The 21,816-nt window shown below is 44.4% G+C and carries 16 protein-coding genes and 1 pseudogene; 13 read left to right on the top strand and 4 right to left on the bottom strand.

Annotation, left to right across the window (positions count from 1 at the left end; all coding sequences use genetic code 11):
• Window positions 1-86 precede the first annotated feature (86 nt).
• From secA to WA325_RS12965, 9 genes are all read left to right on the top strand, one after another.
• On the top strand, window positions 87-2,612 hold the full coding sequence (secA, locus tag WA325_RS13005; RefSeq protein ID WP_213418032.1) for a preprotein translocase subunit SecA: 2,526 nt from the start codon (window positions 87-89) through the stop codon (window positions 2,610-2,612).
• A gap of 68 nt (window positions 2,613-2,680) precedes the next feature.
• A protein-coding gene (gene prfB / locus WA325_RS13000) for a peptide chain release factor 2 (RefSeq protein WP_099043490.1) occupies window positions 2,681-3,782 on the top strand; the annotation gives its coding sequence in 2 pieces (ribosomal slippage) (window positions 2,681-2,752 and window positions 2,754-3,782; 1,101 coding nt in all).
• A 171-nt stretch (window positions 3,783-3,953) separates the two neighbouring features.
• Window positions 3,954-4,799, top strand: a complete 846-nt coding sequence (locus WA325_RS12995) for a YitT family protein (RefSeq protein WP_024123009.1) — start codon at window positions 3,954-3,956, stop codon at window positions 4,797-4,799.
• Between the two features lie 48 nt (window positions 4,800-4,847).
• Window positions 4,848-5,186 (top strand): cytochrome c551, encoded by a 339-nt coding sequence (gene cccB / locus WA325_RS12990; RefSeq protein ID WP_336183744.1) that lies wholly within the window; start codon window positions 4,848-4,850, stop codon window positions 5,184-5,186.
• A 232-nt stretch (window positions 5,187-5,418) separates the two neighbouring features.
• Window positions 5,419-6,105 carry a cell division ATP-binding protein FtsE gene (gene ftsE, locus WA325_RS12985; protein WP_010332047.1) on the top strand — a complete coding sequence of 229 codons (687 nt, stop codon included), beginning with the start codon at window positions 5,419-5,421 and terminating at the stop codon, window positions 6,103-6,105.
• Window positions 6,098-6,988 carry a permease-like cell division protein FtsX gene (gene ftsX / locus WA325_RS12980; protein WP_024123007.1) on the top strand — a complete coding sequence of 297 codons (891 nt, stop codon included), beginning with the start codon at window positions 6,098-6,100 and terminating at the stop codon, window positions 6,986-6,988. The genes ftsE and ftsX overlap by 8 nt, the downstream gene beginning before the upstream one ends.
• Window positions 6,989-7,130: 142 nt before the next feature.
• The gene (gene ctpB / locus WA325_RS12975) at window positions 7,131-8,573 is read left to right on the top strand and encodes a carboxy-terminal processing protease CtpB (RefSeq protein WP_024123006.1); all 1,443 of its coding nucleotides are present in this window, start codon (window positions 7,131-7,133) and stop codon (window positions 8,571-8,573) included.
• Between the two features lie 384 nt (window positions 8,574-8,957).
• Window positions 8,958-9,311: a swarming motility protein SwrAA gene (gene swrA, locus WA325_RS12970; protein ID WP_015251121.1), complete on the top strand. Its 354-nt coding sequence runs from the start codon at window positions 8,958-8,960 to the stop codon at window positions 9,309-9,311.
• A 78-nt stretch (window positions 9,312-9,389) separates the two neighbouring features.
• Window positions 9,390-10,586, top strand: coding sequence for a S1C family serine protease (locus tag WA325_RS12965; protein WP_105954008.1), 1,197 nt, complete (start codon window positions 9,390-9,392; stop codon window positions 10,584-10,586).
• A gap of 48 nt (window positions 10,587-10,634) precedes the next feature.
• Here the strand turns inward: WA325_RS12965 and WA325_RS12960 are convergent, their stop codons facing one another.
• The 3 genes from WA325_RS12960 to WA325_RS12950 form a co-directional block, all read right to left on the bottom strand.
• Complete coding sequence (locus WA325_RS12960) at window positions 10,635-11,969, bottom strand: MFS transporter (protein WP_105954007.1); 1,335 nt, start codon at window positions 11,967-11,969, stop codon at window positions 10,635-10,637.
• Between the two features lie 29 nt (window positions 11,970-11,998).
• On the bottom strand, window positions 11,999-12,568 hold the full coding sequence (locus tag WA325_RS12955) for a TetR/AcrR family transcriptional regulator (RefSeq protein ID WP_105954006.1): 570 nt from the start codon (window positions 12,566-12,568) through the stop codon (window positions 11,999-12,001).
• 76 nt (window positions 12,569-12,644) lie between these two features.
• Window positions 12,645-15,140, bottom strand: coding sequence for a PEP/pyruvate-binding domain-containing protein (locus tag WA325_RS12950; RefSeq protein ID WP_202852890.1), 2,496 nt, complete (start codon window positions 15,138-15,140; stop codon window positions 12,645-12,647).
• Window positions 15,141-15,703: 563 nt separating this feature from the next.
• On the opposite strand from WA325_RS12950, the gene WA325_RS12945 reads away from it, so the two are divergent.
• The 3 genes from WA325_RS12945 to uvrA all read left to right on the top strand — a co-directional run bounded on the left by WA325_RS12945 (window position 15,704) and on the right by uvrA (window position 20,983).
• The gene (locus WA325_RS12945) at window positions 15,704-15,934 is read left to right on the top strand and encodes a CsbA family protein (protein ID WP_003228053.1); all 231 of its coding nucleotides are present in this window, start codon (window positions 15,704-15,706) and stop codon (window positions 15,932-15,934) included.
• A 182-nt stretch (window positions 15,935-16,116) separates the two neighbouring features.
• A complete protein-coding gene (gene uvrB, locus WA325_RS12940; RefSeq protein WP_010332039.1) occupies window positions 16,117-18,102 on the top strand; it encodes an excinuclease ABC subunit UvrB in 1,986 nt (661 codons plus the stop codon).
• 7 nt (window positions 18,103-18,109) lie between these two features.
• Complete coding sequence (gene uvrA, locus WA325_RS12935; RefSeq protein WP_227598886.1) at window positions 18,110-20,983, top strand: excinuclease ABC subunit UvrA; 2,874 nt, start codon at window positions 18,110-18,112, stop codon at window positions 20,981-20,983.
• Between the two features lie 43 nt (window positions 20,984-21,026).
• Here the strand turns inward: uvrA and WA325_RS12930 are convergent, their stop codons facing one another.
• Window positions 21,027-21,257 (bottom strand): hypothetical protein, encoded by a 231-nt coding sequence (locus tag WA325_RS12930; RefSeq protein WP_336183743.1) that lies wholly within the window; start codon window positions 21,255-21,257, stop codon window positions 21,027-21,029.
• A 218-nt stretch (window positions 21,258-21,475) separates the two neighbouring features.
• Between WA325_RS12930 and WA325_RS12925 the strand changes: the two are divergent.
• Window positions 21,476-21,801, top strand: a pseudogene (locus tag WA325_RS12925) (hypothetical protein).
• Window positions 21,802-21,816 lie beyond the last annotated feature (15 nt).

Below are 21,816 nucleotides of genomic sequence, written 5' to 3'. Positions count from 1 at the left end.
ATATGATAATGAGAGGTATACATGGACTAGTAAATTATTTATACATGCTTGTCAAACAGGCATGTGATGATAGAGGAGCGTTATAAATGCTTGGAATTTTAAATAAAATGTTTGATCCAACAAAACGTACGCTGAATAGATACGAAAAAATAGCTAACGATATTGATGCGATTCGGGGAGACTATGAAAATCTCTCAGATGATGCGCTGAAACATAAAACAATTGAATTTAAAGAGCGCCTTGAAAAAGGGGCGACAACTGATGATCTACTTGTTGAAGCATTCGCAGTAGTTCGGGAAGCTTCTCGCCGCGTAACCGGCATGTTCCCGTTTAAAGTCCAGCTTATGGGGGGCGTGGCTCTTCATGACGGAAATATCGCGGAGATGAAAACAGGGGAAGGTAAAACATTAACGTCTACTCTGCCTGTTTATTTAAATGCCTTATCTGGAAAAGGCGTGCACGTCGTGACAGTCAATGAATACTTGGCGAGCCGTGACGCAGAGCAAATGGGGAAAATTTTCGAGTTTCTCGGCTTAACTGTCGGACTGAATTTGAACTCAATGTCCAAAGATGAAAAACGGGAAGCTTATGCGGCTGACATCACTTATTCTACAAACAACGAGCTCGGTTTCGACTATTTGCGAGACAACATGGTTCTTTATAAAGAGCAAATGGTGCAGCGTCCGCTTCATTTTGCGGTAATTGATGAAGTCGACTCTATTTTGATTGATGAAGCGAGAACACCGCTTATCATTTCAGGACAAGCTGCAAAATCGACAAAACTGTACGTACAGGCAAATGCTTTTGTACGAACGTTAAAAGCAGAAAAAGACTATACGTATGATGTGAAAACAAAAGGTGTACAGCTCACAGAAGAAGGAATGACAAAGGCTGAAAAAGCGTTCGGCATCGACAACCTGTTTGATGTGAAAAATGTGGCGCTCAACCACCATATCAACCAGTCCTTAAAAGCGCACGTTGCCATGCAGAAGGACGTTGATTACGTAGTAGAAGACGGTCAGGTTGTTATCGTTGACTCTTTCACGGGTCGTTTAATGAAAGGCCGCCGCTACAGCGAAGGGCTTCACCAGGCGATCGAAGCGAAGGAAGGGCTTGAAATTCAAAATGAGAGCATGACCTTGGCGACGATTACGTTCCAAAACTACTTCCGGATGTATGAAAAGCTGGCTGGTATGACGGGTACGGCTAAAACAGAGGAAGAGGAATTCCGCAACATCTACAACATGCAGGTTGTGACGATTCCGACAAACCAGCCGGTTGTTCGTGATGACCGTCCTGATTTAATTTACCGTTCAATGGAAGGAAAGTTTAAGGCCGTTGCTGAAGATGTTGCCCAGCGATATATGACAGGACAGCCCGTTCTTGTCGGTACAGTTGCGGTTGAAACGTCTGAATTGATTTCAAAGCTTCTCAAAAACAAGGGTATCCCGCATCAGGTATTAAACGCCAAAAACCATGAGCGAGAAGCGCAAATCATTGAAGAGGCCGGTCAGAAGGGCGCTGTGACGATTGCGACAAACATGGCGGGGCGCGGAACAGACATTAAGCTTGGCGAAGGAGTAAAAGAGCTTGGCGGACTAGCCGTTGTCGGAACGGAACGCCATGAATCACGCCGGATTGACAATCAGCTGCGAGGACGTTCAGGACGTCAGGGTGATCCGGGGATCACACAATTTTATCTTTCTATGGAAGATGAATTGATGCGAAGATTTGGTGCTGAGCGGACAATGGCAATGCTTGACCGCTTTGGTATGGATGACTCCACTCCGATTCAAAGCAAAATGGTATCCCGTGCGGTTGAATCATCTCAAAAACGCGTTGAAGGAAATAACTTCGATTCACGTAAACAGCTTCTTCAATATGATGATGTTCTTCGCCAGCAGCGTGAGGTTATCTATAAGCAGCGTTTCGAAGTCATCGACTCTGAAAACCTGCGTGAAATCGTAGAAAATATGATCAAATCTTCTCTCGAGCGGGCAATTGCGGCCTATACACCAAGAGAAGAGCTTCCTGAGGAGTGGAAGCTTGACGGTCTTGTTGAGCTTGTTAACACGACTTACCTTGACGAAGGCGCGCTTGAAAAGAGCGACATCTTCGGCAAAGAGCCGGATGAAATGCTTGAGCTCATTATGGATCGCATCAAGACCAAATATAATGACAAAGAGGAAAAATTCGGCGAAGAACAAATGCGCGAATTTGAGAAAGTCATCGTGCTTCGCGCCGTCGATTCAAAATGGATGGATCATATCGACGCAATGGATCAGCTTCGCCAAGGGATTCACCTTCGTGCTTACGCGCAAACAAATCCGCTGCGTGAGTATCAAATGGAAGGCTTTGCGATGTTTGAGCATATGATTGAATCCATCGAGGACGAGGTTGCCAAATTTGTGATGAAGGCTGAGATTGAAAATAATCTGGAGCGTGAAGAGGTTGTACAAGGCCAAACCACGGCTCATCAGCCGCAAGAAGGCGATGAAAACAAAAAAGCAAAGAAAGCGCCGGTTCGTAAAGTGGTTGATATCGGCCGAAATGCGCCATGCCACTGCGGAAGCGGAAAAAAATATAAAAATTGCTGCGGCCGGACTGAATAGTTCGTTCGGGCAAGTTTGCTGACCGCGGCGCCTTGAGCGCCCGCGGATCTTTTAATGAGGTGAATGGAATGGAATTATCAGAAATCAGAGTTGAGCTCGAAAATATGGCTTCTCGTTTAGCGGACTTTAGGGGGTCTCTTTGACCTCGAATCAAAGGAGACCCGCATTGCTGAGCTAGATGAGCAAATGGCTGATCCGGAATTCTGGAATGATCAGCAGAAAGCTCAAACGGTCATCAATGAAGCAAATGGTTTAAAGGATTATGTCAATTCCTATAAAAAATTGAATGAATCCCATGAAGAACTGCAAATGACTCATGACCTTCTGAAAGAAGAGCCGGATCAAGATCTTCAGCTTGAGCTTGAAAAAGAGCTAAAGGCTTTAACGAAGGAGTTCAATGAGTTTGAGCTTCAGCTTCTTCTCAGTGAGCCGTATGATAAAAACAACGCAATTTTGGAGCTGCACCCGGGTGCGGGCGGCACTGAGTCACAGGATTGGGGCTCTATGCTTCTCAGAATGTACACCAGATGGGCTGAGCGCCGCGGCTTTAAAGTGGAAACGCTCGATTACCTTCCTGGTGATGAGGCCGGTATTAAGTCAGTCACATTACTGATTAAAGGGCACAACGCTTATGGATATATCAAGGCGGAAAAAGGCGTCCATCGTCTCGTGCGGATTTCTCCGTTTGACTCATCAGGCCGCCGCCACACTTCATTCGTATCTTGTGAAGTTATGCCTGAATTCAACGATGAGATCGATATTGATATCCGTACGGAGGATATTAAAGTTGATACGTACCGTGCAAGCGGAGCAGGCGGACAGCACGTCAACACGACAGACTCAGCTGTTCGGATTACCCATTTGCCGACAAACGTGGTTGTGACATGTCAAACAGAACGTTCACAAATTAAAAACCGTGAAAGAGCGATGAAAATGCTGAAGGCAAAGCTGTATCAGCGCAGAATTGAAGAACAGCAGGCCGAGCTGGACGAAATTCGCGGTGAGCAAAAAGAGATCGGCTGGGGAAGCCAAATCCGCTCTTACGTATTCCATCCGTATTCCATGGTAAAAGACCATCGGACCAATACAGAAATGGGTAACGTTCAAGCCGTAATGGACGGAGATATTGACGTGTTTATTGACGCATACCTTCGTTCTAAACTTTCATAAGCAGGAAACACACCTGGTGTCTACAGGTGTGTTTTTTTATTGCCTGCATATCCTTGCTTTCACTGCTGCTTTAGCATATTACCACTGTGTTTGGGTGTTATTTACATCTAATCAGGGAAGGATTAAAATGCTATCGGAGAGCATAGGAAGAAACGGAGGAAGGTTGTAATGATGGATGTACGGAATAAAAGTCTTCGGGTTATAAGGGATTATGTATACATACTGATAGGGGCAGCAATTACAGCAGTGTCCTTTAATGTCTTTCTGCTTCCTAACAAAATAGCCGCAGGCGGTGTCAGCGGGATCAGTACCATTTTACAGTCATATGGTTTTGAAGCGGCCTATGTGCAGTGGATCATTAATATTCCCTTATTTATTGCCGGTATCATTTTGCTTGGCGGTAAATTTGGACTCAAGACACTCGCGGGTTCTGTCTTTTTGCCGCTTGTCGTGTTTTTGACGAGAGACATTCAGCCTGCTACACATCATGAGCTTCTGGCGGCGATTTTTGGCGGCGTCGGCATCGGGATTGGAATCGGCATTGTTTACTTAGGCAAAGGATCAACCGGGGGAACGGCATTAGCGGCTCAAATCATTCATAAGTACACAGGTCTCTCATTAGGGACGTGTCTCGCGATCATTGACGGTTTGATTGTTGTTACGGCGATGATCGTATTTAATATAGAGCAGGGGCTGTATGCCATGCTCGGGGTGTATGTATCAAGCAAAACTATTGATGTCGTCCAAGTCGGCTTCAACCGCTCTAAAATGGCGCTTATCATTACAAAACAGGAACAGGCCGTGAAGGAAGCTGTTTTTAAAAAAATTGACAGAGGCGTTACGAAAATTTCTGCAGTCGGCGGATATACTGACGATGAACGACCGATTTTAATGTGCGTGGTTGGCCAAACTGAATTCACGAAATTGAAACAAATCGTCAAACAGATTGATGAGACTGCTTTTGTGATTGTAGCAGATGCAAGCGAGGTGCTGGGCGAGGGTTTCAAACGCGCTTAAACGAGGTTATAATGTGGAAGAGATCGTAAAGGAGTTGTGCTTCTCAACATGAAATCAAAACTATCGATACTAATGCTTGTATTTGCCATTTCTGTCCTGCTGGCTGCCTGCGGTTCTAACGATGCAAAAGAAGAGAAGACAGACAACGGCAGCGAAACAGAAGCCTCTGCGTCTGAAGGGGAAGAATTATATCAGCAGAGCTGTGTAGGCTGCCACGGCAAGGATTTAGAAGGTGTGTCAGGACCTAATCTCCAAGAGGTTGGGGGCAAATACGACGAAGAAAAAATTGAAAGCATTATTAAAAACGGACGGGGCAATATGCCGAAGGGGCTTGTAGATGATAAGGAAGCCGCTTCAATTGCCAAATGGCTGTCAGAGAAAAAGTAAGATGAGAAAATCTTTGCCGCGATTCGGGCAAGGATTTTTTTATGCCGAAATCATGATGAATGAAAAGAAACTGTAATAGTATTATGTCTAAATTTGACGTATAATGAAGTGTGTTCAAAATCAAAATTTCAGATTTTTCATCTTTTTACAAATGAATGGGTCATAAACTGTCGAATGCTTTCGAAGAGTATGACCGTGCGACATAAAATGATATAAAAGATTAGGTGATTTCATGATAGAGATGAAAGAAGTATACAAAGCCTATCCGAACGGTGTAAAGGCGCTTAACGGGATTTCAGTTACCATTCATCCCGGAGAGTTTGTTTATGTTGTCGGACCGAGCGGAGCGGGTAAATCTACTTTTATTAAAATGATATACAGAGAAGAAAAGCCGACAAAAGGGCAAATTTTACTCAATCATAAAGATCTCGCATCGGTTAAAGAAAAAGAGATTCCTTTCGTGCGGCGTAAAATAGGTGTAGTTTTCCAGGACTTCAAGCTTCTTCCGAAACTTACTGTGTTTGAGAATGTGGCTTTTGCCCTTGAAGTAATTGGAGAACAGCCGTCTGTCATTAAAAAACGGGTGCTTGAAGTGCTTGATTTGGTGCAGCTGAAGCATAAAGCGAGACAATTCCCTGACCAGCTTTCAGGCGGGGAACAGCAGCGTGTCTCTATAGCCAGATCAATTGTGAACAGCCCTGATGTTGTCATTGCAGATGAACCTACGGGAAACCTTGATCCGGATACGTCTTGGGAAGTCATGAAGACGCTGGAGGAGATTAATAACCGCGGAACAACAGTCGTAATGGCGACACATAATAAAGAAATCGTAAACACCATTAAGAAACGTGTCATTGCAATCGAAGATGGTATCATTGTGCGTGATGAGTCAAGAGGGGAGTATGGTTCTTATGATTAAAATTCTCGGGCGCCATTTGCGTGAGAGTTTTAAATCTCTCGGGAGAAACACATGGATGACGTTTGCATCCATTAGTGCAGTAACCGTTACGCTGATTTTAGTCGGCGTGTTTTTAGTGATTATGCTGAATTTGAATAACATGGCTACGAATGCAGAAAAAGAAGTCGAAATCAAGGTATTGGTTGATCTGACTGCAGATAAGAAGGCGCAGGACAAGCTGCAGAACGAGATAAAAGACCTGAACGGCATTCAAAGTGTCACTTTTTCATCTAAAGAAAAAGAGCTTGACCAGTTAGTTGACAGTTTTGGAGACAGCGGAAAATCCCTGACGATGCAGGATCAGGAAAACCCGCTGAATGACGCGTTTGTCGTGAAAACGACCGATCCGCATGATACGCCAAGTGTCGCGAAAAAGATAGAAAAAATGGATCATGTTTATAAAGTTACTTACGGAAAAGAAGAGGTCAGCCGTTTGTTTAAAGTGGTCGGCGTTTCCCGCAACATCGGAATCGCGTTAATTATCGGCTTATTGTTTACGGCGATGTTCTTAATTTCCAACACCATCAAAATTACGATTTTTGCAAGAAGAAAAGAAATTGAAATCATGAAGCTTGTTGGTGCGACGAACTGGTTTATCCGCTGGCCGTTTTTCCTTGAAGGATTGCTGCTCGGCGTATTCGGTTCAGTCATTCCGATCGCGCTTGTATTGAGCACTTATCAATATGTTATCGGATGGGTCGTTCCGAAGGTTCAAGGATCATTTGTCTCTCTTCTTCCATATAATCCGTTTGTATTCCAAGTCTCGCTTGTATTAATTGCGATCGGCGCAGTGATTGGAGTATGGGGAAGCCTGACTTCCATCCGCAAGTTTTTGCGGGTATAAACATAAGAAAAGCCATCCCGATTGCGGGGCGGCTTTTTTCTTTTGCCTTCTTTTTCTTCTATGATTACATGAAATCTCCATCCTTTACATATACTATCTCTAGGTTTTGCAAAGACAGTCTGGCATACAGGAGGAGTAAAGGATGAATCAAAAAATAATCGCTGTGATAGCGGCGGGGAGCATGCTGTTCGGAGGCGCCGGCGTATATGCGGGAATGAACCTGCTGGAAGCCGAAAAGCCCGAAGCCGCAGCTGTTGCCGCAACGGCTCAAGCTGACTCTGATCGGGCTGCAGCTATGGATAAAATTGAAAAAGCATATGAATTGATTTCGAATGAATATGTAGAAAAGGTTGATAGAGAAAAGCTGCTTGAAGGAGCCATTCAAGGGATGCTGTCTACATTAAACGATCCTTATTCCGTCTATATGGACAAGCAGACGGCAAAGCAATTTTCTGATTCTCTTGATTCCTCTTTCGAAGGCATCGGGGCTGAGGTTGGAGTGGAAGAAGGCAAAATCATTATTGTATCTCCATTTAAACAATCTCCTGCGGAAAAAGCCGGGCTGAAGCCGAATGATGAAATCATCAGTATTGATGGAGAATCGATGGCGGGCAAGGATTTAAATGACGCTGTCTTAAAAATAAGAGGAAAGAAAGGTTCCAGCGTGTCAATAAAGATTCAGCGGCCCGGGACGAAGAAGCAATTGTCATTCCGCATTAAAAGAGCTGAAATTCCGCTTGAAACGGTGTTTGCTTCAGAGAAAAAAGTGCAAGGGCATTCTGTCGGGTATATTGCCATTTCTACTTTTTCTGAGCATACGGCGAAGGATTTTGCAAAAGCATTGGGCAAGCTTGAGAAAAAAGGAATTGAAGGCCTCGTGCTGGATGTTCGAGGAAACCCGGGAGGATATCTTCAAAGTGTTGAAGAGATTCTTAAGCATTTCATTACAAAGGATCAGCCGTACATTCAGATTGCTGAACGCAATGGAGATAGAAAACGTTATTTTTCAACATTGACCCATAAAAAAACATACCCTGTCAATGTCATCACAGATAAGGGGAGCGCCTCTGCTTCTGAAATTCTTGCAGGCGCATTAAAAGAAGCGGGGCATTATGATGTTGTAGGTGACACGTCGTTCGGAAAGGGAACTGTTCAACAAGCTGTACCGATGGGAGACGGCAGCAATATTAAATTGACGCTTTACAAGTGGCTGACGCCAAACGGGAATTGGATTCATAAGAAGGGTGTTAAGCCGACCATTGCGATAAAGCAGCCTGATTATTTCTCCGCAGGTCCATTGCAGCTAAAAGAGCCTCTTAAAGCTGATATGAACAATGAAGATGTGAAACATGCACAGGTTTTGCTGAAAGGACTCAGTTTTGATCCGGGTCGGGAAGACGGCTATTTCAGCAAAGAAATGAAAAAAGCGGTTTTGGCCTTTCAGGATCAAAACAAGCTCGCAAAAACGGGTGTGATTGACAATCGCACCGCGGAGAAAATAAATCATTTAATTGAAATGAAAAAATCAGATGAAAAAAATGATTTGCAGCTTCAAACGGCGCTTAAATCATTATTTGTCAATTAAAGGAGATGGTGTTCCATCTCCTGTTTCTTTGTGCTTAATGAATAAATAATCCATAAGTCACATAAAAATTGAGTTTTTGACAAGATATTAAAAAATTTTTCACAAATAAACATTTATAAAGGACCGAGATTACCCGATATCAATATATGAGAGAGACTTTCTAACGAGAAAATATGCATTTAAAATGAAACTTTTGCAAGTTGCCTAGTCTTTGTTTACTTCATACAATATAAGAAGGTTCTAAAAAGAACAGTAATCAGGTTTATGGCAGCTGAACTACAGGTATTTAAAAGAGAAACGTTAGCGAGAATGCTTGTTAGCACTCCAGTACTGCTGCTTATACTGGCCCGTGCTTATCTGTACAAAGAAAATGGGGGTTCACAATTGAAGAGGGCAAGTATTGTGCGTGAAAAAAAATATTATGAATTAGTGGAACAATTAAAAGACAGAACACAAGACGTAACATTTTCAGCTACAAAAGCACTAAGTCTTCTTATGCTGTTTAGCAGGTACCTAGTGAATTACACAAATGTTGAATCGGTCAATGACATTAATGAAGAATGTGCCAAGCATTATTTTAATTACTTAATGAAAAACCATAAACGATTAGGAATCAATCTGACAGATATAAAGAGGTCGATGCACCTGATCAGCGGGTTATTGGACGTTGATGTAAACCATTATTTAAAGGATTTTTCACTATCGAATGTCACGCTGTGGATGACGCAAGAGAGATAAACCCTCCTGAGGATATCCAAGCCATTTAATATTTGATAGAATATGAGTAATATGTTTGGCTTGAGGCGGTGAAAGATAGTGTCTGTTCAATGGGGATTTGAACTGTTAAAAAGTGCGGGCCTGTTCTTTTTGCACCCGCTATTCTGGTTTTTTGTCATTGTAAGTCTGGCTTTCGGATATGTAAGGATCAAACGTGAGCGAAAAACCTTTCATACAAGAATAGCAGACATTTATGATGAACTGAAATTTACATATACAAAAGGGTTAATTCCCGGTATCCTTTTGTCTATTGTTTTAGGGGTACTCGGAATTTCTATTCCTCTCGGTATGCTTGCAATTATTGCCGTTATGACTGCAGCGGCAGCGCTCACTCTTCGCGCAAACTGGATGTCTGCTGCATATATCGTCAGTGTGAGTATGCTGATAGGTTTTGGACTGCAAGTGAATCAGGCTGAACCTTTTCTGGATCGGTTTCCGCAAGGCTTTGCGGTCATGTGGCCGGCCCTGGCGGTGTTTTTGGGTTTATTGGTTATCGCTGAAGGAGCGGTTGCATATCGTTCTGCCCATGTGAAAACATCACCGGGATTGGTCGTCAGCAGCCGCGGTTTGCCGATCGGTCAGCAGCTTGCAAACCGTATATGGCTTTTGCCGCTGTTTATTCTTGTACCTGGCAATGGATTAGAATCACACCTCAGCTGGTGGCCTGTGTTTTCTGTCCCCGGAGGGTCATTCCATTTTCTGTGGATACCCTACTTTGTCGGATTCGGCCAAAGGGTGCAGGGTTCCCTTCCTGAAACCAGTATAAGAATCACAGCGAAGCGAGTCTGTATACTCGGGCTTATTGTCTCCGCTCTCGGTGCAACGAGTTTGCTGTGGACGCCGCTTGCGGTTGCAGCTGTCTGTGCGGCTGTATTAGGACGTATTTTTCTGTCCGTGAAGCAAAGGGTAAACGACAATGCAGCTCCGTTTTATTTCTCCAAGCGTGATCAAGGCTTAATGGTGCTTGGCATTATACCAAATACACCGGCTGAAGACTTGGAATTAAAAATCGGAGAAATTATTACGAAAGTCAACGGCGTGCCCGTTAAGCACGTATCTGATTTTTATGAAGCGCTCCAGCGCAACCGTGCGTATGTGAAGCTTGAAATTATCGGTCTGAACGGTGAGATTCGCTTTGATCAGCGTGCGTCTTACGAGGGAGAACATCATGAATTGGGCATTCTGTTCGTGAAGGATGACCGTGAAGATGAGGCAGCTGCTTTGCCTGGATCATAAAAAACAGCCCGGCACCACATATTTTGTGTGGCGCCGGGCTGTTTTGTTTTACGCTGAATTTTGTTCCATGCGTGCCGTTTCGTCAGATTTGATGCCTAACGAAACAAAAACACCAATGATGGATACCGCGAAGAGAATAATAAATAACGTGTGATACCCAGAAATCAGGCCAATTAAGGCTGACGAAATAATGCTTCCGAAATAACGGAAGGTCGAGAAAATGCCGGAAGCCACTCCGGACATCGCGGGCTCTACTGTGGCAAGGGATGACACCTGCATGCTGGTCAGTCCGACTCCGGATGCAAGCCCTCCGAGAATAAGAGAGATCATCAGGAAGAAAACGGAATGGGAGCTGCTTAAGAGCAAAAATAACAAATTGGCTCCGGCCATCATCGCAAATGAGAGAAATATGATTTTTTTCGCACCCCATTTATGATGGAGCTGAGCGCCTGCCCAATTGCTCGCCGACATAAATATCGAAAAGACGGAAAGCGCCATGCCGCTGTTAGACGTATTAAGCTCAAACTGGTTTGTCATGAATAACGGCATAATCAATAAGACGGCATACATCATTAGATTGCTTAACAAGACGGATAGATTGGCATTTGTAAAGGTTGAGCTTTTAAACAGCGCAAAATCAATGATTGGGTGCTGTGTGCGTTTTTCCCGTCTGAAAAAAAGCGGGACAAAAAGCAGTATCAATATGCTGTATAATGCATAGCCCCATGAAGACTCATTTTTCGTCAGCAGGATAATCGAAACGATGCTGCCTGCCAGCAAGAGAGAGCCGATGATATCCAGCGGCGCCTCTGATTTGTTTTCTTTATATTGAGGAAACATGGTCAATGCTGTAAATAAAGCAATGGCGAGAAACGGGATGTTGACCCAAAAAATCGAATGCCAGCTGAAGCTGTCAATCAAAAGAGAGCCGATAAACGGCCCGAGAGCGGCGCCCAGACCCGCGCCGAGCCCGAAATAGCCAAATACTTTCGGAAGGCGTTTCTCTGATACAACGTGCCGGATAATGGCAATGCTGTTTGGCGTGAGCAGTGCCCCGCCGACAGCCTGCAAAGCCCGAAATACAATTAACAAAAACAGGCTCGGCGATAGAGCGCAGCCTAATGAAGCAATCAGAAACAGGCCGACGCCCCATAAATACATGGTTTTGTTGCCGTACATGTCACCGAGTTTTCCGGCTATTGGCTGTGTGACGGCCATGACGATTAAATAAACAGTAACCACCCAAGTGATGCTTGCGATGGATTCGTTATACGTATGTGATATAGATGAAAGCGCGACTGCGATCATCGTTGAGTTAATGGGAACCAGGATGGCCCCCAATAAAAGTGAGACGATCAGCGCCCATTCTTTTTTTGAGCTCATTGGGATCCTCCTTTTGTTTTGCCAAGGAGCTAACGGGCAGTAATTCCTTTGACGAATACAGCTGTACTATGCTCCAGCATTTTTTCCTGGGGCATTGAAATCACTCTGTCTCCTAAATGAAGACGGTGTACAAAGTAACCGAAAATCATCGAAATAAATACATCGGCATGTTCCGATTCATCTCCTGTCTGGATAGCCCCTTTCTCACCCATGCTTGTGAGATAATCAACTAAAAGCTGTTTCATTGATTGGGGATATTCAGTCACATGGTTGATGACATCCTGAAACATGGCCGGTTCACGAAAGCTGATTTTAATTATATCTTTTCTTTGTTCAAGCTCTTCCAGCAGACAGGTTCCGATATGCAGCAGATCTTTATACAAATCACCCTCTGTTTGCTCAAAGATGCGATTTCGATTTGCAGAATGCTGAGAAAGCAGAGCCTCGACAAGCCCCTGTTTGTTTTTAAAATTCCTGAAAATCGTCGCTTCACTTACGTTTGCTTTTTCTGCAATTTCTTTTGTCGTCGTTGAACGATATCCTTTTTTGACGAGCAGCTGCATGGCAGCGTCAAGGATTCTGCGGTTTGTCGGTCTCAATACGTTTCACCTCACGAATATACTGGCAGGACAAGTATACACCTGCCCCGCTTGTATAATAAAGAGGGTGGGCGCATCAGGACCGGCTGACAACTGTGATTTTGCCGCTGTTTCCGTCTACCGTGACGATGTCTCCATCTCGAAGCCTTTCTGTCGCTGCACGTGTGCCGAGAACAGCGGGAATGCCGTATTCCCGTGCGATAATCGCTGCGTGAGACAAGATTCCTCCTGTGTCTGTAATAATGGCTTTGGCATCTTGAAACAGGCTGGTCCATAGCGGTGTCGTCATTTTGCAAACCAGGATGTCTCCAGGCGCGAATTGAGAAAACTCACTGGCATCCCGAATCAATTTAACCGGCCCTGTTGCGATACCGCTTGATGCTGCAATTCCGAAAATATCATTCTCCGTGTTTTTTTCATCTTCTATGACAGCACCGACAATTTCTTCAGCCGCTTTCAGCTGCGCTTTTGTCGGTGTACCGAGATAAGCAGGCGCCTGTGCCAGCTCATACTCATGAAAGATTTGTCTCCGTTTTTCAGCCTTCTCTTGAAGGGATACGGGATGAAGGAGCGCGTTTTCCACCTCGTCATCATATAAGAACCAAAGGTCTTCTCGATCTCGGATCACACCGCTTTTTGCCAGCAATTCTCCTACCTTCAGCAAAAAGACCCTCGCCTTGGCATCCAGCATAGCATCAATGTAAAAATGATGATCATCCTTAATATTGGACGAATTCAGCGTCCATTGATAATAACGTTCAAATTCTTTCTGCAAAACGGGATCCTCAATGCTTTGCAAGAATTCATTGTACAACTTCTCACGTTTTTCAATGGTCTTCTTAAATTCGTTGTCAAAATGATAGCCATTGCGGACGTAGTTTTGAATATGAGTCAATGCGTAATATGGATTCTCTGCCCAAGTCTGTTCAATCAGATCGTGGCTTTTTACAGATCGCCATCCGTATTCCTGTAAAAATTCATTGACTTTTTGCAGGAAACGTCTGCCCTCGTCGATTTGTTCTAATTTCTTCTGCAGCTGTTGCGGCTCGGTATGCTCAAAAATGGCTGTCAGATTCGGATTTTCTCGTGCTTCAACGGAGAATTGCCATAGGCGGCGGTCTGTTTCCAGCGATTTGTTCATGACTCCTGTCAGCATTTCATAAAAATGTGAGTTTTCAGCTTCACCCTGAATGTTTTGATACATTGCTTGCAGTTTGTTCGTCAACAGAATTTGCGGGAAAACGATATTGAAGTGTTCCTCATAGGCCGTGAGATAAAAGGCCTTCAGTTTTTTAAAGGCATCCAGCGCACTTTCCGGAGTGTGTTCCGTTTGTGCGAGTTGGTCCAATGTCCGGTAAAACGGAAGGTACGTATTATGAATGATATCGTACATGCGCTCGGCCAATATCGGAAAAAGCTCTTCGGCACTGTCCTCAGGAGGCTGTTGTTGTCCGCCTTGATTTTTTGAATAAATATGTCCCCGGTAAACTTTTACTTCATCGACGATGACACCGATCGGAAACTGCTGCATACTTTTCTTTAAGCCGTATTCAAGTGCCGGCACAATAAAAGATGAAAATAGCGGACTGACCGGGCCTTCGATGTTGGACTCCATATTGAGCCAAAAATCATCCATATCCTCGCCGGTAATCATGAAGTTCCGTTCTTCCTCAGCTGCTTTTTTATCCTGTTCAATGGTGGTAATTGGCCGTGCCTGCAGAAGGTACAGTTTATGATCGGCGATCCCGAATTCTAAATCAACAGGATATCCGTATAGGGCTTCGGTTTTTTTGGTGATTTCAGTCAGCTCAATTACCTGTTCATCTGTAAGGCAAAAACGGCTGCGCATATCTTCGCTCGTTTCTTTTTCGGCAATGCCTTCTGCTGCGGACTCCATGTAGATCTCTTTTAAACCCATTTCTTTCTGAATCTCAAATGAAGCTTTATGAACGATATACGTGTCAGGAGTGACGCTTCCTGATACGACAGCTTCTCCCAGGCCGTAGCTGGCGCTGATTAATAACTCTCTATCATCATGGGTAACGGGATTTTGGCTGAAAATCACACCCGATATTTCTGAATTAATCAGGCCCTGCACCACAACACCCATTAACGGCTCTGCGATTTGATTGTTCATTTTCTTCTTATAGCGGCTGACCCTGCCTGAGAAAAAGGAGGCCCAGCATTCTTTCACCTTAGCCAGAAATTCCTCTTCTGTTTTTATATTTAAATAGGTTTCATATTGACCGGCGAATGAAGCGCCCTCTAAATCTTCTGAGGCTGATGAAGAGCGGACGGCCACGGAACGATATGATTCTCTCAGCTCGTAAAAGGAGCTCGTCAGCTCGTTCTTTAGCTCATCTGAAAATGCTCCGGCAATAATGGCATTTTCGATATTTTCGCTTGAATCATGAAGCTGATTATCCTCCATAAAACGGGCGAGAGCGTTCGTTTGAATGATAAACCCATCTGGAACAGGAAGTCCGTGTTTGGTCAGTTTAATCAGATTCATGCCTTTTGCTCCAGCCAGCTGACTGGATTCTTTAGCTTGGCGAAATAACACAGAGTACATGTTTAAAACCCCTCTTTCCTTAGTATTTTTCTCTCTATCTTTTATTTTTGGGAGCCAATGTTCAAAAAAATGATAGTGAACACTATCACTCAATTGTAGGTTTAAAGGAAAATGCTGTCAAACGCAAAAAGCCCTAAATAAAATGAATATTTAAGTTAGTTAGATGATCATGAAAAATAAAACTGAAGCGGGTCTGTTTGCTTATTTTTTCGTATTCGCAAATCGTTTCACTGAGCTTTCAAATCACTGTTGGCCAAGCTTCCTTCATTAAACGAGACTTAATACCTATCTTCCTGTTGATTTGACAATCAGTACAGTTTCAGCTCTCATTCAGCCGCACTAAAATCAATTTCTCTTTATATTTGATACCGTCCCTTTTGCTTTTGAACCGAATACGTAAAATTATCATTGCTTGTTTAAGAGAAGAGTTTTGCGGCAGAAACCATGATTGAATTGAGCTGAAAAAGGGTATGGTGTAGAAAGAGGGAACCATTGCACGATTGTCCGATTCTTCATTTTTTACTATAATCAAATCAGATGAAGAATCCCTGAGGAGGGTTTTTGTGATTACAAAAGCCGTTTTTGCATTATTTTTCCCTTTTATGCTTGTCGTCCTATTTACGAGAGTGACCTTTAACCATTACGTGGCGATCGCTCTTACAGCTGCATTGCTGTTTGCTTCTTATTTAAAAGGCTATACAGAAACGTATTTTATTGTAGGATTAGATGTTGTCTCCCTTGTGGCCGGCGGACTTTACATGGCCAAAAAAGCTGCTGAGAAAAAAGAAGAATAAACCGGACATAATGAATATAAAGATGAATTCCTGCTTTTACGTTTTAAAAGCAGGTTTTTTATACATGAAAATAGCTGGAAATAAAAAACCACCGAACTTTAGTTCGTATTTTTGGTGATTTTGCTTTCCATTGTGTTACTATATCTATAGGAAGATTTCGTTAAAGAAACGGAGGCTTATTTGTGAAAGATCGCTTTGAGTTAGTCTCAAAATACCAGCCCCAGGGAGATCAGCCGAAAGCCATTGAAAAGCTTGTCAAAGGCATTCAGGAGGGCAAGAAGCATCAGACTCTGCTGGGTGCAACAGGAACGGGCAAAACATTTACGGTGTCCAATTTGATTAAAGAAGTCAATAAGCCGACACTCGTCATTGCCCATAACAAAACACTTGCCGGACAGCTTTACAGCGAGTTTAAGGAATTTTTTCCGAACAACGCTGTCGAGTATTTTGTCAGCTACTATGATTATTATCAGCCGGAGGCGTATGTGCCTCAAACGGATACATTTATAGAGAAAGATGCCAGCATTAATGATGAAATTGATAAACTCAGACACTCCGCTACATCGTCTCTGTTTGAACGGAGAGATGTGATTATCATTGCAAGTGTGTCTTGTATTTACGGTCTCGGTTCGCCTGAAGAATACCGTGAAATGGTTGTGTCATTGCGTCCTGAAATGGAAATTGAGCGCAACGAGCTGCTTAGAAAGCTTGTTGACATTCAATATGCCCGCAACGACATTGATTTTCAGCGCGGTACGTTTCGTGTGCGCGGAGATGTAGTGGAAATTTTCCCGGCATCCCGTGATGAACACTGTGTAAGAGTCGAGTTTTTCGGAGATGAAATTGAACGGATCAGGGAAGTGGACGCCCTGACCGGAGAAATTTTAGGCGACCGTGAACATATCGCGATTTTCCCGGCATCCCACTTCGTTACGCGGGCCGAAAAAATGGAAAAAGCGATTCAAAATATCGAGAAGGAGCTTGAGGAGCAGCTGAAGGTCATGCATGAAAACGGCAAGCTTCTGGAAGCGCAGCGCTTAGAGCAGCGGACGAGATATGATCTTGAAATGATGCGGGAAATGGGATTCTGCTCCGGCATTGAGAACTATTCAAGACATTTGACGCTTCGCCCGCCGGGTTCAACGCCGTATACGCTTCTCGATTATTTTCCTGACGATTTTATGATTGTGGTGGATGAGTCGCACGTGACGATTCCTCAGGTGCGCGGCATGTTTAACGGAGACCAGGCGAGAAAGCAGGTGCTTGTGGATCACGGATTCCGTCTTCCGTCAGCGCTTGATAACCGCCCGCTCCGGTTTGAAGAATTTGAAAAGCATATGCACAATATCGTCTATGTGTCAGCCACACCAGGGCCGTATGAAATTGAACATACAGATGAAATGATAGAGCAGATCATCCGTCCGACAGGGCTTCTTGACCCGCTTATTGACGTGCGGCCGATTGAAGGCCAGATTGATGATTTAATCGGTGAAATTCACGCGAGAGTTGAACGGAATGAACGGGTGCTTGTAACGACTTTGACGAAGAAGATGTCAGAGGACCTAACCGATTATTTAAAAGAAATCGGCATCAAGGTTAATTATCTGCATTCAGAAATTAAGACGCTTGAACGGATCGAAATTATTCGTGATTTGCGTCTCGGCAAGCATGATGTGCTCATTGGCATCAACCTCCTGAGAGAGGGGCTTGATATTCCGGAAGTATCCTTGGTTGCGATTTTGGATGCGGATAAGGAAGGCTTCCTGCGTTCGGAGCGTTCGCTTATTCAGACGATCGGACGGGCGGCGAGGAACGCGGAAGGCCGTGTCATCATGTACGCCGATAAAATGACGAAGTCTATGGAAATTGCAATTAATGAAACGAAACGCCGGCGCGAGCAGCAGGAGCGGTTTAACGAAGAGCACGGCATTACGCCGCAAACGATTAATAAAGAAATTCGTGACGTGATTCGTGCGACTGTGGCTGCTGAGGACAAAGCGGAGTATAAAACAAAAGCTGCGCCGAAGCTGTCGAAAATGACGAAGAAAGAGCGTCAAAAAGTCGTCGAACAAATGGAGCACGAAATGAAGGAAGCCGCCAAGGCGCTTGATTTTGAAAGAGCCGCGGAGCTTCGCGATTTACTTTTAGAGTTAAAAGCGGAAGGATGATGAAAGAATGGCTATGGATCGGATTGAGGTGAAGGGAGCAAGGGCGCACAACCTGAAAAATATTGATGTGACCATTCCGAGAGATCAGCTTGTCGTTGTTACAGGACTGTCTGGATCAGGGAAATCCTCCCTTGCCTTTGATACCATATATGCAGAAGGGCAGAGACGATATGTTGAGTCGTTATCCGCCTATGCCCGCCAGTTTTTAGGGCAAATGGATAAGCCTGATGTCGATGCGATTGAAGGACTTTCTCCTGCCATCAGCATTGACCAGAAAACAACGAGTCGAAACCCGAGATCTACTGTCGGTACGGTAACGGAAATTTATGATTATCTGCGTCTTTTGTATGCGAGAGTAGGGAAGCCGCATTGCCCGGAGCACGGAATCGAAATCACGTCACAGACCATTGAGCAGATGGTGGACAGGATTTTGGAATATCCGGAGCGGACGAAGCTTCAGGTGCTGGCGCCGATTGTGTCCGGCAGAAAAGGCGCTCATGTAAAGGTGCTTGAGCAGATCAGAAAACAAGGCTATGTCAGAGTCAGAATTGACGGCGAGATGGCCGAGCTTTCTGATGAGATCGAATTAGAAAAGAATAAAAAACATTCAATCGAGGTTGTCATTGACCGGATTGTGGTAAAAGAAGGCGTAGCAGCCCGTCTGTCGGATTCATTGGAGACAGCGCTTCGATTAGGTGAAGGGCGTGTCATGATTGATGTGATCGGTGAGGAAGAGCTGATGTTCAGTGAGCATCATGCCTGTCCGCATTGCGGATTTTCAATCGGTGAACTTGAACCGCGGCTTTTTTCATTCAACAGCCCATTCGGAGCGTGTCCAACGTGTGACGGTCTCGGTATGAAGCTCGAAGTTGATGCAGATCTTGTCATTCCCAATCAAGATTTGTCATTGAAAGAGAATGCAATTGCCCCTTGGACGCCGATCAGCTCACAATATTATCCGCAGCTTCTTGAAGCGGTCTGCACCCATTACGGCATTGATATGGATGTGCCGGTAAAGGATCTGCCGAAGCATCAGCTGGATAAAGTCCTTTATGGAAGCGGAGATGACCTGATTTATTTCCGTTACGAAAATGATTTCGGGCAAATACGCGAAGGTGAAATCCAATTTGAAGGCGTATTGCGCAACATTGAAAGACGTTACAAGGAGACAGGCTCGGATTTCATCCGTGAGCAGATGGAGCAATATATGTCCCAAAAGGCTTGTCCGACTTGTAAAGGGTATCGGCTAAAGAAAGAGGCGCTTGCGGTACTGGTCGACGGACGTCACATCGGAAAAATTACCGAGCTTTCTGTCGGAAATGCCCTTGATTTCTTCAAAGGCCTTACGCTTTCTGAAAAGGATATGAAGATTGCCGATCTGATTTTGCGGGAAATTGTGGAGCGTTTAAGCTTTCTGGATAAGGTCGGACTTGATTATCTGACACTGAGCCGGGCAGCGGGAACATTGTCCGGGGGAGAGGCGCAGCGGATCAGGCTGGCCACTCAAATCGGTTCGCGGTTATCCGGTGTGCTTTATATTTTAGATGAGCCATCAATTGGTCTGCACCAGCGTGATAACGACCGTTTAATCAGCGCGCTGAAAAACATGAGAGACCTGGGGAACACACTGATCGTCGTAGAACATGATGAGGATACGATGATGGCAGCCGATTATTTAATTGATATCGGCCCGGGTGCCGGCATCCACGGAGGACAAGTTATTTCCGCGGGAACTCCGGAAGAAGTCATGGCAGATCAAGATTCGTTAACAGGCAGCTACTTATCAGGGAAGAAATTTATCCCGCTGCCTCCCGAGAGAAGAAAACCAGACGGCCGCTATATTGAGATTAAAGGCGCTTCAGAAAACAATCTGAAAAAGGCAAATGCCAAGTTTCCGCTAGGGACGTTTACAGCGGTTACGGGCGTTTCAGGATCGGGGAAAAGCACCCTCGTCAATGAAATACTTCACAAGGCATTAGCGCAAAAGCTTCATAAAGCAAAAGCGAAGCCCGGCAGCCATAAAGAAATCAAAGGCCTCGAACATTTAGACAAAGTCATTGATATCGATCAGGCGCCGATTGGAAGAACGCCGCGGTCAAATCCTGCGACATACACCGGTGTTTTTGATGATATTCGCGATGTGTTCGCACAGACAAATGAAGCGAAAGTCCGCGGCTATAAAAAAGGCCGTTTCAGTTTTAACGTGAAGGGCGGCCGATGTGAAGCCTGCCGCGGTGACGGGATTATAAAAATTGAAATGCACTTCCTTCCTGACGTATACGTGCCATGTGAAGTGTGCCACGGCAAACGCTACAACCGGGAAACGCTTGAAGTGACGTACAAAGGAAAAAGCATTTCTGACGTGCTTGATATGACGGTCGAAGATGCTCTTTCTTTCTTTGAAAATATCCCGAAAATTAAGCGCAAGCTCCAAACCCTGTACGATGTTGGTCTTGGTTATATTACGCTCGGCCAGCCGGCGACTACCTTGTCAGGCGGTGAAGCGCAGCGGGTGAAACTTGCATCTGAACTGCATAAACGCTCTACCGGTCGCACGCTGTACATTTTAGATGAACCGACAACAGGTCTGCACGTCGACGATATCGCCAGACTTCTTGTCGTGCTTCAGCGGTTGGTTGATAATGGGGATACAGTGCTTGTCATTGAGCATAATCTTGATATCATCAAGACGGCTGATTATATTGTTGACCTGGGGCCCGAAGGCGGAGCCGGAGGCGGCACCATTGTCGCATCGGGAACACCGGAGGAAATCACTGAAGTCGAAGAGTCGTATACAGGGCGTTATTTGAAGCCTGTTATGGAGCGTGACAAAAAACGCATGAAGTCACTCTTGGAAGCGAAAGAAACTGCAACATCTTAAAACCCTCTTTTCAGAGGGTTTTCACTTTTCTTTGCAGTATTTATTAAAACGTCTTCTTATACAGCTGCCGGCTCACATTCATTAAATCTTGAACAATATGAGTGCTGCTGCTGTCCAGGAGAACTTTTATATATTGAATGTCATGAGAGATGGGAAGAGGCCCGTGAATCTGTTCAAGCTCGGCTAACATTTCACGGTTCATTCTTTTTTGTTCATGAATCAGTTTTAAAACGGATTCTTGTGTTACTGTATAGTCACTGAGATCTTTCTCCATTGCTTGTCCAGCCTCCTTGATTGCCGTAAGCTTTTTACATATTGTAATCGGTACGGATGAAAGATTCTACTTCTAAAACTTTTTAAAATCCAATTTCCGTAAATGGAAGCATGTCTAAAGGATGATTTTGAAACCTCTGGAGGTTTTATACGTATATCTATCTGAGTAAAACGTCCTGACTTATTGTCACGGATGATTAACGATGGGAGTTGAATAAATTGAACCGTAATCAAGCCATAATTGCATCACTTTGTTATTTCAGCGTCTTTATCGCGCCGGTCATTGTGCCGATTGTCGCTTATTTTGTTGTTGATGAGAAAGAGACAAAACGTCACGCGATACGTTCTCTGCTTTCTCACATTGTTCCTTTTGCCGGCTGGCTGGTCTTATTTATCGCTTTTCTTGGCGGGGCTATTGCCATAGATGGGGACAGTGTGATGCCTGTATTTGTGATGATTGGCGGCACAATCGTATATTTCTTGTTGTGATTGGCATTATGATTTGGAACGTCATTCAGGGCATTAAGGTGCTGCATGCAGCATAAGTAGATCATAGGGAG

It is taken from the genome of Bacillus sp. 205(2023), from assembly GCF_037027485.1.
GTDB classification, from domain to species: Bacteria; Bacillota; Bacilli; order Bacillales; family Bacillaceae; genus Bacillus; species Bacillus halotolerans.
Note: the sequence above shows the minus strand (reverse complement) of the source record. Positions and strands in the feature narration are given on the sequence as shown.

Bases quoted from the DNA above. Each gene is read 5' to 3' on its own strand.
- secA (WP_213418032.1), top strand. From the start codon at position 87: ATGCTTGGAATTTTAAATAAAATGTTTGATCCAACAAAACGTACGCTG.
- WA325_RS12995 (WP_024123009.1), top strand. From the start codon at position 3,954: ATGGATGTACGGAATAAAAGTCTTCGGGTTATAAGGGATTATGTATAC.
- cccB (WP_336183744.1), top strand. From the start codon at position 4,848: ATGAAATCAAAACTATCGATACTAATGCTTGTATTTGCCATTTCTGTC.
- ftsE (WP_010332047.1), top strand. From the start codon at position 5,419: ATGATAGAGATGAAAGAAGTATACAAAGCCTATCCGAACGGTGTAAAG.
- ftsX (WP_024123007.1), top strand. From the start codon at position 6,098: ATGATTAAAATTCTCGGGCGCCATTTGCGTGAGAGTTTTAAATCTCTC.
- ctpB (WP_024123006.1), top strand. From the start codon at position 7,131: ATGAATCAAAAAATAATCGCTGTGATAGCGGCGGGGAGCATGCTGTTC.
- WA325_RS12960 (WP_105954007.1), bottom strand. From the start codon at position 11,969: ATGAGCTCAAAAAAAGAATGGGCGCTGATCGTCTCACTTTTATTGGGG.
- WA325_RS12950 (WP_202852890.1), bottom strand. From the start codon at position 15,140: ATGTACTCTGTGTTATTTCGCCAAGCTAAAGAATCCAGTCAGCTGGCT.
- uvrA (WP_227598886.1), top strand. From the start codon at position 18,110: ATGGCTATGGATCGGATTGAGGTGAAGGGAGCAAGGGCGCACAACCTG.
- WA325_RS12930 (WP_336183743.1), bottom strand. From the start codon at position 21,257: ATGGAGAAAGATCTCAGTGACTATACAGTAACACAAGAATCCGTTTTA.